The sequence below is a fragment of the Fannyhessea sp. genome, from assembly GCF_986145555.1.
In genome coordinates, this window is record NZ_CFRCNA010000002.1 from 14,597 (window position 1) to 27,372 (window position 12,776).

Genomic DNA, 12,776 nt, shown 5'->3' on the forward strand with positions numbered 1-12,776 from the left:
AATTCTAAACGAATAGCAAGATTCTTTATACGACCAAAAAGCATCGATTGCTTTCATGCAATTACGCGCTTTTCATGATAACGTTTCTTACCACACCAGCCGCTCTATCGCACGCATTGAGCGTGTTCTCCATACGATCAAAAAGACGAAGCCAGGAAACAACATGTCCACGGCGCGCGTCAGGAAGATCTTCGTCGTGGAACAGACGATACAAAGCACTTTCATAAACAGTATCGCCCTCATCTTCTATATGACCAACCTCAATAGAATGGGTTAAAGCTTGTTTATCCTTTTTATAGTCGGGCAAACAAGTGATCATCTTTTCGATCTCTTTTGCTGCACAAACAGTTAAATCAGCAAGCTGAGTTGCTTCTGTTCGACTTCCAGACGTATTAAAAAGTTCAAGACGAATCGCAACGCCTTCCATTGAGTCTACAATATCGTCCATACGAAGAGCCAAATCAGAGATATCATCACGATCAAAAGGTGTAATAAACGAAGAATATAACTCTGCCATAATCTTCTTAACATGTTCATCGCAATGGACCTCATGTAGTTTCATCAAAGGAATAAGATTAACTGTTGTAGGATAGTCATGTAACAACTTTGCATAATCCTCTGCAGCTTTAGTGATGTCTTTTGCAAAATCTTTAAACAAGGTATAAAAAACGTCCTCTTTTTTTATGCGACCCATAATATGAGCTCCTTTACATACGTAGTAAACCAAATTACATAATCAGATACCAACATAGACAATACGAGATAAACTTTGTGCCAAACTTCATGCACAATCGCGAAACACTTAGAAAACCAGTAAAAATAGTTTAGCAAGAACAAATCCAATAATGCCGCAACCAGGAAATGTAAACACCCAGGTGTAAACCATTTCTTTTGCAACAGCCCAGTTAACGCTGCGCACATCTTTAGCGGCACCAGCACCCATGATTGCAGCAGTTTTTGCATGAGTTGTGGAAACTGGAAGCCCCGTAAGCGTTGCGACAAATAAGGATACCGTAGCCGAAACCGAAGAGGCAAAACCTTGGTACTTTTCCATCTGTACCATTTCCATGCCAACTTTTTTAATAATGCGTTTACCTCCAACTGCAGTACCTATAGCCATCGTCAAAGCACACAGAACTTCAATCCATAATGGAAATCCATTGAGGTCACTAGCCTGCATCCCTGCCGATAGGGCAATTGCCAACATTGCAGTAGACATAAATTTTTGACCGTCTTGAGCACCATGCATAAGAGCCACGCCAGCAGCACCTATTACTTGTAGACGACCAAAAATTTCGTCGGCTCGTCTTCTATCCACATTGCGACACGCATTGCGAATAATCTTGACAACAACCCAACCAGCAGCATAACCAGCGATTGAAGAAAAAATGAGGCCGTAGACTACTTTCATCCACTCCCCCATATTAACGCCGCTTAAATCTCCTGAGACTGCCAATGCAGCACCAGTTAGACCAGCAATTAAAGCGTGAGACTCAGACGTTGGTATACCAAAAACCCAGGCTCCCACTCCCCAAGCCACAATGCCTACGGTTGCAGCCGCTAAAGCAATAAGAGCTGCGTGGGTATCCCCACCAAAATTGACCATACCGCTCATGGTGTCTGCAACAGCAGTGGAGATAAAGCTCATAACAACAAGTCCAACAAAGTTACACACAACACTCATAAAAATAGCGGCATTAACGCTGATAGACCGCGTGCCTATAGGCTCTGCGATAGCGTTTGCCGCATCCGTTGCTCCATTAACAAAAATTGTTCCTAAAACAAGTACAACAACAATTGCTAAAAAGGGGTTAACCTGAAGCATTCCAATAAATTGTTGGAAACTAATCACGAAGTTGATTCCTTTCCCTCGTTGTGTTGCCTGTTTCAGCAAGATCTATACAACTAAGCATGTCCCAATATCTTGCAGAATGCGCTCAAGACAAAAATCAATAGAGGCAACATCCTTGAAACAAGCACGGTACACTTAGAGATACCATATGACTCTATTGAGTAGCTTCATACGCAACTGCGATAAAGACATACAAAGATCTATAAGCAAATCTATTTTCACATGTATTTACCGAAAAATGCGACCGTTCACCGATTAATAAAACTATACATTTTCTACATCTAAAAACCTAGCATAGATTAAATCGGAGTAGACAATGATACTTGCTTAAGTAAGCTATGTTTGAAGCACAGCACGTTATAGGTGTTGAAGTACAGCACCATATAGGTGCCAAACATAACCCTTATAGGTGTATATCAGCAGTTATTATATTTCCTGAGATAACGTATGCAAGCTGTTCTTGCGGTTGCACCCACTGGATATCAAACCCTTCCTGCGATAATATCTGCGCAAGTGCAACTAAACGCGCGTTTGCGATGCGATAATCACAAGGTTGTGTATCCTTATGCAAACTATCATATTTTCTCTGGTTTGCCCAATACGGAAGTTTAATTGTCTTTCCATGAGCAATGCCATTTGTTTTTTGATGGATAAGAGCAAGCGCAGACTTAATAACCTGAAAATGTATCTGTTCTGCTTTAGTAAGCGTAAAGACAGCAGTTGCAGGAACTTCAGCATTCCAATTCATATCAAACCAAGGACGAGTTTTATCAACCGAGAGCGACATCTGCTTTGCAAGAACATATGCATCAAACCCAATACAGTTGCAACGTGCAGAAAACTCTAAACGCTCCATCGTATGCTCCCCTTTTTGCCTTGCCAATTTATATATGCTTTAAAAATAATTCATTAAAAAGATTGTATACATTAAATATAGCATGAATTAGCAAGTATATAGACATATTTTTTAAATAAATGAAGCGCAATGAAGCAAACTTTTATTGCAACTTAGAGGGATTTAGCATTGAAAACTTTATAAAAATACAAAAAATAATCTTTTGTTTGTGAACAGAATTTTGTATTCATAAAAATAAATATTCTGCGATTTAGACAATAAGAGTAAAAGTCTGATATCAAAAATAGAACCCACGATGCATACGAGACACATCGTGGGTACGCAGAGTCTAGAAAAGAGAATTTATGCACCAAATTCCAGGTTCTTTTCGTTCTCTTTACTGAACAAGTGCATAACGTTACCACCAAAGGTAAACTGAATGGGGCTACCAATTGGCAAGCTCGCAGGATTCTCGCCTTCAAGTTTTGCGGTTTGCGCAATGATAATGGTATCAGAACCACAAGCCTTAACATGAAGGTGTACCGTTGAACCCATAGGCTCGGTAACTTCGATCTTACCTTCAATCATATCGCTGCCTTCACCGTAGAGACCGATATGCTCGGGACGAACACCCAACGTAATATCTTGAGGTTTAACATTATGTTTCTTAAGATTCTCTTGTTTATCAGGTGAGCAAACAACTTTATGACCAGCAAGGTCAACAACATACTTACCTTCATCATCAAGACCTAAGTGAGCATCATAGAAGTTCATTTGAGGTACACCAATAAAGCCTGCTACGAAGAGATTTGCAGGATGGTCAAAGACCTCTTGAGGAGCACCAACCTGTTGAACCATACCATCCTTCATAATTACAATACGGTCACCAAGCGTCATAGCTTCGGTTTGGTCGTGTGTAACATAAATAAAGGTTGTGTCAATACGTTGGCGCAATTTAATGATCTCGGCACGCATTTGGTTTCTAAGCTTTGCATCCAGGTTTGAAAGCGGCTCATCCATCAGCAGAACTTTAGGCTCACGCACAATAGCGCGTCCAATAGCAACACGCTGACGTTGACCACCCGAAAGAGCTTTTGGCTTACGATCAAGATACTCGGTAATACCTAAAATTTCTGCAGCTTGATCAACACGTTGCTTAATTTGATCCTTATCCATCTTGCGAAGCTTTAAAGGATATTCCATGTTCGCACGAACAGTCATATGAGGGTAAAGAGCATAGTTTTGAAATACCATAGCGATATCACGCTCACGAGGAGGAATATCGTTCATACGTTTGCCACCAATGAGGAGATCACCACGGGTGATTTCTTCCAAACCAGCAACCATACGTAAGGTAGTAGATTTACCACAACCAGAAGGACCTACGAGTACGATAAATTCCTTATCAGCAATGTCAAGATTAAAATCCTCTACCGCTACAACACCCTCGTCGGTTACTTTGAGGTTATGTTTATGCTTTTTAGCACCCTTTTGTTTCTCGGTATTAGGATAAATTTTCTCGATATGCTGAAGCTTTACCTCTGCCATGATTAATCCTTTCTATCAACACACCTTATATGTTCGGCGTAATGCCATTATCCCCTCAATTACCTGCATTTAAGTGTATCACGAAGTTCGTGAACACTAAACTAAATGCCAAATGTCACGGTTGTACTCTGCAATTGTTCTATCAGACGAGAAGAACCCTGCATGAGCAATATTAATAAGCGTTTTCTTAATCCAAGCGTGACGATCTTCAAAGTCTGCAAGACATTGTTCCTTAGTCTTGATGTAATCTTCGATATCAAGCAAAGTCATAAACCAGTCGTGCGACAAAAGATCCTTGTAAACACGCGTTAAGCTCTCTGACTTACCAATTGCAAGCATCTCAGGCGAAACGATAAAGTCGATCAAACGCTCAATGTCGCTTCCCTTCCAGAAGTCGGTAGGATGATAACCATTAGTTGCGTAAAGCTCAATAACCTCTTCAGAGGTGCGACCAAACTCATACGCGTTCTCTTTGCCAACAAGATTTACAATTTCTACATTGGCTCCGTCTTGCGTACCCAAGGTAAGCGCACCATTTGCCATCATCTTCATATTACCTGTACCGCTAGCCTCTTTAGAAGCAAGTGAAATCTGCTCAGAGATATTAGCCGCAGGAATAAGATGTTCAGCAACGGTTACATTATAGTTTTCAATGACAACAATCTTAAGCCAAGGAGAAACGGCTGGATCATTTGCAATGAGTTTTGAAAGGCAAAGCAACACATGGATAATGTCCTTTGCAAGGATATATGCAGGAGCAGCTTTTGCGGCAAAAAACATTACCAACGGACGAGAAGGAATGTGTCCATTTTTAATATCAAGGTATTTCCAAATAGCATACAAAGCATTCATTTGCTGACGCTTGTACTGATGAAGACGTTTAATTTGTACGTCAAAAACAGCGTTAGTGTCAATTTGAACGCCCTCTTTTTTCTCAAGCCATGCGGCAAGACGTTTTTTATTAGAAGTCTTAATAGCATCAAGCGCGTTCAGAAGATTTTCATCGTTAACATGATCAAGAAGATGCTCTAACTGTGAAGCATCCTTAATCCAGGCATCACCAATAGTTTGGGTAATCAAATTGGCAAGGTCGGGGTTGCATCCCATAAGCCAACGTCTAAAAGTTATACCGTTAGTCTTGTTGTTAAACTTATCGGGATAAAGCTGGTAGAAGCCGTGCATTTCCGACTCTTCCAAAATCTTGGTGTGAAGTGCGGCAACTCCATTAACTTTGCAACAAAAATGAACATCCATATGAGCCATGTGAACAACATTATTCTTGTCCAAAATAGCAAGCTTTTCGTTTTGTGTACGAAGGCGTGCACGACGATCAAGATCTTGAATAATAGGTACAAGCTGAGGTGCAACACGAGAAATAAAGTCAATTGGCCATGTTTCGAGAGCTTCTGCCAAAATAGTGTGATTGGTATATGCACAAGTATTTTCTACAATTTCTACAGCTCTATCAACCGAAACACCTCGTGCAACAAGCTGACGAATAAGTTCGGGGATAACCATAGAAGGATGCGTATCGTTAATGTGGACAGCTACAAACTTATCAAGCTGGTCAAGTGGATGACCTGCTTCGTCCATCTCATGAAGAATAAGTTGAGCACCTGCACAAACCATGAAATATTCCTGATATACGCGCAAAAGACGTCCAGCTTCATCAGAGTCGTCAGGATACAAAAATGAAGTGAGGCAGTGCTCGATATCATTCTTATTAAACGAAATACCATGTTCGGGTGCAGGCGCTGGATTTTCGACATCAAAAAGATGTAGACGATTTACCACACCATTTTTATAACCTGGTACCTCAATGTCAAAAAGCTTGGCGCGTAAATTACCAAATGCAAAAGGAACATCAAAGGTAAATGGAGTAGAACAAAGCCAAGATTCACGCTCGATCCAAGGATTAGGCTCTTCAAGCTGATAGCCTTGGGAAAGATCTTGACGGAACAGGCCGTAGTGATAGTTAAGACCAACACCATCTCCAGGCAATCCAAGTGAAGCAATTGAATCCATAAAACAAGCTGCAAGACGACCTAAACCACCGTTACCTAATGAAGGCTCGGGCTCACAATCCTCAACCTCGGCCAAGGTAGTGCCCCAACTTTGAAGAAGAGCTTCTGCTCTATCCACCAAACCTAAATTAATAAGATTGGCACGAAGCAGACGACCTACCAAAAACTCAGCAGAAAAGTAATACAGTTTACGCTTACCTTGAGTTTTTGGCGCGTCAAACTGCATTTGGCGAAGAGCGCTTGTCAATGCTTGCATAAGCTGTTCACCAGTTGCTGCCTCGGGAGCCACATTATGTTGGCTTAAAAATTCGCGAACTCTATCTTCAAAGTTCATCTACTACAACCTCCTATAATTATTTCATCGAACATACACTGGTAGAACATATAAGACATGCAAATGCAAAACAACATTGCCCAGTAATTCTGCCCACGTGTAAACCGATGTTCATAACCTACTTTTTACCTCGAGATCCACACTTACATTGTTTTTTAGAATCATCGCGAGTATCTAAAACAACTTTTGGTGTTTTAGATACCGACGAATCTTTTAAAGCTTTCTTAGCTTCATGAGCTTTGCGCGCAGCCTCGGCTTCTTCAAGTTCTTGAACATCACCTTGGCTTAAACGCTCATATAAGAACATTTGATCTTTAAGGCGTTTTGCAAGTTTGTCAGAAAGATCACATGCTTTATAGCGCCATGTCCAGTTAGAGCCCAAGGTAGAAGGAACATTAATACGCGCAGAATCATCAAGTTCCAAAACGTCCTGCATTTGCACGATTGCAGTGTCGGCCACAGATGACCAAATACCACGCATAGCAGCCCATGCAACACTTTCGCCGTCTGCTATATGCAAATATTTGCGTGCATAATCAGCGTCTTTTTTATCAACACTTTCAAACCAACCAAGTGCCGTGCTGTTATCATGAGTTCCAACATAGGCAACACAATTTTTTGGATAATTATGCGGTTGATAGGTTCTACCACCAGAATCACGACTATCAAAGCCAAATTCAAGTACTTTCATACCAGGGTAGGTAGAATCTTTAAGAAGTTTAATAACTGATGGAGTAAGAAACCCTAAATCTTCAGCAATAATATTGCGTTTACCAAGCTTCTTATTAAGTTGATTAAAGAACGCAATACCTGGACCTTTTCGCCATCTACCACCGGATGCATCTTGAGCGCCGTAAGGAATTGCATAATATGAATCAAACCCACGGAAATGATCTATACGCAAAACATCAAAAAGTCTAAACTGCGCTGAAATTCGTGTAAGCCACCATGAATATCCATCTTTTTTCATAACATCCCAGTTGAAAAGAGGATTTCCCCAGAGTTGACCAGTTGCAGAAAAACCATCGGGAGGACACCCCGCAACTTCTGTAGGCAATCTAAACTCATCGAGTTGAAATTGCTCTGGATGAGACCAGGTGTCAACACTGTCTGCTGCAACATAGATTGGCAAATCACCGATAATCTGAACACCGTTGTCATGAGCATACGAGTGAAGTTCACCCCACTGCTTATAAAAGAAATACTGGACACCTTGCCAAAATTTGATATCAGCTGATAACGTTTTACGAGCTTGCTCTAAAGCTTGAGGCTCACGCAGACGAACAGGTTCTGGCCAAGAAGTCCAAGGCTTTGAGTCATTTGCATCCTTTAAGGACATATAAAGCGCATAGTCATCTAACCAGGAATGTTCAAGCTTACAAAATTGAGAAACTTCAAAGGTATGATCATCCCATAATTTTTTAACTGCTTTACGTAATACATTAAAGCGAGTTTTATAAAGTAGACCGTAATCAACCTTTTGAGGATCGGCACCCCATTTCACCGAATCAACGTCATTTTGAGTTAAAAGACCTTCAGCAATAAGGGTATCCAAATCAATTAGATAAGGATTACCTGCAAAGGTAGAAAAACTCTGATATGGTGAATCACCAAAACTCGTAGGACCAATAGGGAGAACCTGCCAGTACGTTTGAGACGAATCGTGCAAAAAATCAATAAAGTCACGAGCTGATTGACCCATTGTACCCACACCATAAGGAGAAGGCAAAGCGGTTATAGGCAGTAAAATTCCTGCAGAACGCATAAAGACTTCTCTCCTTTCAAGCAAACATCCAACAATAAACAAATGTCTATCATAACGCTAGTTATCTAATTCAGACAGATTTTTAACAGTTTCACCTTTTAACACAGTATGGTCAACAATTTCACAGACACTACCTCGAGATGTACCTTCGATCATAGACAGTAAAATTGCTGCCCCCCTCTCAGCTAAACGTGTTGTATCCTGTCTGACTGTTGTAAGGCGTGGAATACAAAATTGAGAAGATTCAATACCGTCAAAACCAACAAGGGAAATATCTTGGGGAACAGACTTTCCAATATCACGCAAAGCTCTCATAACTCCAATTGCAATCACATCACCCAACGCAAAAATCGCAGTTGTTTGGGGCACACGTTTTAGAACACGAAGCAAGGCATCGTACCCTTCTCGCATTGAAAAATGGCAAGGTTCATACTGCAAACTCATATCGAAAGGTATTTTTGCTTGTGCACATCTTCTAATAGCTCCCGAAAGTCTTCTCAAACTAATTTGTCCCTGAGAAAGATTTCCTCCAATAACTGCAATTTTTGAATGATGTGCCTGAATCAAAATGTCAACGATATCCGAAGACGCTTGCCCATCGTTTGTTAAAACACACGATAAATTAGTAAAAGGCAATGTTTGTGTTGAATTGGTAATTACGACACACGGACACACAATTTGACAAAAATCTTGCTTGAAATACTCAAGCTCACCGCCAAGAAAAACTATACCGCGCGGATTATGGGCTTTCTGGTACCGAAGCGCAAATTGCACTTCGTTTTCGTCTTCGTCCAAATATGCAACATATACATCTTCACCGCGCATGTCAAGGTACGTATGAAGCTTTTCAAGAATATTGGCGAATAAAGGATTGTAGCGACCTTTAACCATAACCGCGATGGAATGGGTATCGGTTCTCTTTAAACTACGTGCATTAGCATTAGGTTCAAAATGATACTTATCTACCACACCCATAACTTGATCGTGTGCTTTTTGGCTCACATTTGAACTGCTGTTTAATACACGCGACACCGTTCCTACGCTATAACCCGATATCCGCGCAATATCCTTAATGTTCATAGAAACTAACCTTTAACAGCACCAGCTGCAACGCCTTTGATAATGTACTTCTGGCATGCAAGATAGAAGACAATAACAGGAATAACAGCCAATACAAGTGCCGCCATGATAGCACCCATGTCTACACGACCATAACTACCCTTCATAAACTGGATAACAATAGAGATAGTCTTGTATTTATTGGTGTCCAAAACAAGATATGGAAGGAGGAAGTCGTTCCAGATCCACATGGTTTCAAGAATACCAACAGAAATGTAGGTTGGTTTCATAATAGGTAATACAATCGTAAAGAATGCGCGAAGAGGGCTTGCACCATCAATAAGTGCTGCTTCTTCGATCTCTACAGGAATGCTCTTTACAAAACCGCAGAACATAAATACGGCAAGTCCAGCACCAAACCCGAGATATACAACGATAATGCCCCAAGGCGTGTTAAGGTGTAGACGGTCTGCAGTAAAGGAAAGCGTAAACATAACCATTTGGAAAGGAACAACCATTGAAAATACGCAGAGCAAATAGATAAATTTACTTACCTTGCTTTTAACACGGGTAATATACCATGCACACATTGACGTACAAATGAGGATAACAATTACCGAACCAACAGTTATCAACACTGTCCAACCAACCGCATCCAGTAAGTGGTATTTTCTAAGTGCAGCCGTATAGTTAGCAAATTTGGCAAATGTTTCAGGAGTAACCCAATCAAAAGGTATGGATTGAATGAAGCTCTTTTTCTTAAAGGAGTTCATTACAATAATTACGATAGGTATGAGCCACGCAATACTGAAAATCGAAAAGACAACTGTTCCTATAATCGATAAAAGTCTTTTTCTTTCTTTCATTATTGTTGCACCTCCCTCTTACGAGTAATTTGGAGCTGAATAAGACCCAAAATGGTAACAAGGAAGAAGAACACAACGGCTTTAGCCTGTCCGACACCTTCCCAGCCCGTTCTGCCATAGAACGTATCAAAAATATTAAGTGCAAGCATTTCGGACATATGAGCCGGCTCGCCTGCCGTAAGGGAAAGGTTTTGGTCAAAGAGTTTGAAACCGCCTGTTAATGACAAGAACAAGCAAATGGTAATGGAGGGCATCATCATTGGAATAGTAACATTCCACAAACGCTGCCATGCATTGGCACCGTCAATTTGTGCAGCTTCCAAAACATCGGTTGGAATTGATTGTAAACCGGCAACATAAATAATCATCATGTAACCAATTTGTTGCCAGGAAACTAAGATAACCAGACCTACAAAACCGTACCATTCATTCAAACTGATTGTCTGTTGGTATTGTTGTAAAACACCGTTAAAGATAAGCTGCCAGATATAACCTAAAACGATACCACCAATTAGGTTAGGCATAAAAAATGATGTACGGAAAATATTGGTTCCTTTAAGTTTTCCTGTTAACGCCATAGCAATCGCAAACGCAACAACATTAATAACGATGACAGAAACAACCGCAAACGCTGCAGTGTACCAAAATGCATGTTGGAATAAATTATCACTGAACGCATCAATATAGTTTTCAAAGCCATTAAAAGTTGCATCGGTTACAGTCGTAAAGTGGGTAAAGGAAAGAACCAATCCCATAATAAACGGAAAAACAAAACCAATAGCAAAAGAAGCAAGAGTTGGTACCAAAAAGATAAGCCAGTACTTCTTTATAGACTTTTCCATGCTAACAAACCTCCTTTACATGTAATAAACGCGGAGAACAACGTGCTATGTCCTCCGCGAACCCTTACATCTCTATCACAATTAAAACGTGATAAATGCCACATTTACGAGCTTTAAGGACTTATTAGTTCTTAGCCTTTTCAGCTTCTGTCTTCCAGCCGTCAACAAATGCTTTAACAACTGCGCCCCAGTTGCTGTCATCTTGAGCTGCAGCATATGCAACCAATGCAGAACCTACGCCGTTCTTCCACTCTTCAGATGGCATAGTTGCAAAGCACCAGTCAACAGGAGTTTTACCATCAGCAACATATTTGTTAGCAATATTAACAAGTGGGTTAGCACTTTCAAGATTCTTCTTAAATGGAATGGTAAAGCCACAACCGTTAGCACCAGAAGGAAGAGCTTCCTTACCACCACAAAGGCATTTAACACCCTTATCAGAGTTGGTGCACCAATTCATAAAGTCAAGAGTTGCTTGAACGTCTTCAGGTTTAGCTTTTTTGTTAACACACCAGTAGTTCTCAGAACCAGTGCAAAGTCCTTGGTTCTCTTCACCTTCAACACCAATGTAAATTGGAAGCATGCCCAAGTTCTCATCGCCGAGGTCTTGAATTTTCTCGTACTCCCAGGTACCGTTTTGATAAAATACTGCTTTACCTGTTACAAATTCATTGGTGCAGTCATCAGCGGTTTTTGTGGTAAGAAGGCTTGGATCTGTAGTTGAGTTGTTAATGTAGAGATCCCAAATCTTACGATAGTTGTCAAGGTAAGTACCCTTAATAGCCTTAGTAGATTGGATATTATCCTTCTTGTATTCATAGTAAATAGGAAGGTTTGCAAGGTGAGTCTTAAAACGCCAGTCGGAAGATTTATCCATACCAGGTGCGTTAAATGCACTAAATCCAAGCTCGCCCTTACGCTTAGTAATGTCTTCAACAACCTTCTTGAAGCTCTCAAAGTTGGTGATTTCATCAGCACTGTGGCCAGACTTCTCAAGAAGTTTCTTGTTGTAGATAATACCGTAGCTCTCAATTACGTAAGCGATACCTTTAATCTTGCCGTCGTCACCTTTAAGCTTAAATGCATCGTTGGTGCAGTTCTTAACGATTTCTGAGTCGTCCAAGTCAGCACAATAATCAATAGAGCCTGCTAAGCCTACAGGACCATTGGTTTGGAAAAGCGTAGGCATTTCGCTCTTACCCATTTCAGACTTTAAGGTAGAAGCATATTGTCCTGCAGCTGCTGTTTTAACAGTAACTTCAACGCCAGTTTCTTCTTTGTAAATCTCGGCGATCTCTTTCCACTGCTCGTCAGATTCTGGTTTAAAGTTAAGGTAGTATACGTGACCTTTAGCCTCACCTTTTTTGCCTGAAGAAGCCTTATCATCTTGGCAACCTGCAGCAAACGGAACAAGCATACCTGCGCTTAAACCGAGACCCGCCTTAATGAAGTTCCTACGATTGAGCATGTCTCACAACTCCTCTCGCCCAAGGGCATCTAATATTTTGGAAACGTTTCCAAAGTGTTACCTATAGTTTACGTGGTCGAGATAAGAATTAGCTTGAAAATCTTTTTTATACCGCTTACCGCTAAACTTATACCGCTTACCGCGTATGAATAGTTTCGTTACCCATACACATTTGTGACGCAT

At 40.7% G+C, this 12,776-nt stretch carries 10 protein-coding genes; all 10 read right to left on the minus strand.

Features of this window, described 5'->3' with window-relative positions:
• Positions 1 to 61 precede the first annotated feature (61 nt).
• Positions 62 to 694, minus strand: a complete 633-nt coding sequence (locus tag AC5GD6_RS00685; protein ID WP_006302798.1) for a DUF47 domain-containing protein — start codon at positions 692 to 694, stop codon at positions 62 to 64.
• A 108-nt stretch (positions 695 to 802) separates the two neighbouring features.
• Positions 803 to 1,852: an inorganic phosphate transporter gene (locus AC5GD6_RS00690; RefSeq protein ID WP_048596486.1), complete on the minus strand. Its 1,050-nt coding sequence runs from the start codon at positions 1,850 to 1,852 to the stop codon at positions 803 to 805.
• Between the two features lie 403 nt (positions 1,853 to 2,255).
• On the minus strand, positions 2,256 to 2,708 hold the full coding sequence (locus AC5GD6_RS00695) for a hypothetical protein (RefSeq protein ID WP_276769208.1): 453 nt from the start codon (positions 2,706 to 2,708) through the stop codon (positions 2,256 to 2,258).
• A 342-nt stretch (positions 2,709 to 3,050) separates the two neighbouring features.
• Entirely contained in the window at positions 3,051 to 4,235 is a 1,185-nt protein-coding gene (locus tag AC5GD6_RS00700; protein ID WP_048596484.1) for an ABC transporter ATP-binding protein, read from the minus strand.
• A 96-nt stretch (positions 4,236 to 4,331) separates the two neighbouring features.
• A complete protein-coding gene (locus tag AC5GD6_RS00705) occupies positions 4,332 to 6,593 on the minus strand; it encodes a glycogen/starch/alpha-glucan phosphorylase (RefSeq protein WP_491846016.1) in 2,262 nt (753 codons plus the stop codon).
• Positions 6,594 to 6,711: 118 nt separating this feature from the next.
• A complete protein-coding gene (gene malQ / locus AC5GD6_RS00710) occupies positions 6,712 to 8,358 on the minus strand; it encodes a 4-alpha-glucanotransferase (RefSeq protein ID WP_491846017.1) in 1,647 nt (548 codons plus the stop codon).
• Between the two features lie 57 nt (positions 8,359 to 8,415).
• Entirely contained in the window at positions 8,416 to 9,438 is a 1,023-nt protein-coding gene (locus AC5GD6_RS00715; RefSeq protein WP_491846018.1) for a LacI family DNA-binding transcriptional regulator, read from the minus strand.
• 5 nt (positions 9,439 to 9,443) lie between these two features.
• A complete protein-coding gene (locus AC5GD6_RS00720) occupies positions 9,444 to 10,283 on the minus strand; it encodes a carbohydrate ABC transporter permease (RefSeq protein ID WP_061102802.1) in 840 nt (279 codons plus the stop codon).
• On the minus strand, positions 10,283 to 11,125 hold the full coding sequence (locus AC5GD6_RS00725) for a carbohydrate ABC transporter permease (RefSeq protein WP_006302790.1): 843 nt from the start codon (positions 11,123 to 11,125) through the stop codon (positions 10,283 to 10,285). Before AC5GD6_RS00725 ends, AC5GD6_RS00720 begins: the two co-directional genes overlap by 1 nt.
• 124 nt (positions 11,126 to 11,249) lie before the next feature.
• On the minus strand, positions 11,250 to 12,593 hold the full coding sequence (locus tag AC5GD6_RS00730) for an extracellular solute-binding protein (protein ID WP_491846019.1): 1,344 nt from the start codon (positions 12,591 to 12,593) through the stop codon (positions 11,250 to 11,252).
• Positions 12,594 to 12,776 lie beyond the last annotated feature (183 nt).

Coding starts and splice junctions, on each gene's coding strand:
- AC5GD6_RS00720 (WP_061102802.1), bottom strand. CDS start 10,283: ATGAAAGAAAGAAAAAGACTTTTATCGATTATAGGAACAGTTGTCTTT.
- AC5GD6_RS00685 (WP_006302798.1), bottom strand. CDS start 694: ATGGGTCGCATAAAAAAAGAGGACGTTTTTTATACCTTGTTTAAAGAT.
- AC5GD6_RS00730 (WP_491846019.1), bottom strand. CDS start 12,593: ATGCTCAATCGTAGGAACTTCATTAAGGCGGGTCTCGGTTTAAGCGCA.
- AC5GD6_RS00725 (WP_006302790.1), bottom strand. CDS start 11,125: ATGGAAAAGTCTATAAAGAAGTACTGGCTTATCTTTTTGGTACCAACT.
- AC5GD6_RS00695 (WP_276769208.1), bottom strand. CDS start 2,708: ATGGAGCGTTTAGAGTTTTCTGCACGTTGCAACTGTATTGGGTTTGAT.
- AC5GD6_RS00700 (WP_048596484.1), bottom strand. CDS start 4,235: ATGGCAGAGGTAAAGCTTCAGCATATCGAGAAAATTTATCCTAATACC.
- malQ (WP_491846017.1), bottom strand. CDS start 8,358: ATGCGTTCTGCAGGAATTTTACTGCCTATAACCGCTTTGCCTTCTCCT.
- AC5GD6_RS00705 (WP_491846016.1), bottom strand. CDS start 6,593: ATGAACTTTGAAGATAGAGTTCGCGAATTTTTAAGCCAACATAATGTG.
- AC5GD6_RS00715 (WP_491846018.1), bottom strand. CDS start 9,438: ATGAACATTAAGGATATTGCGCGGATATCGGGTTATAGCGTAGGAACG.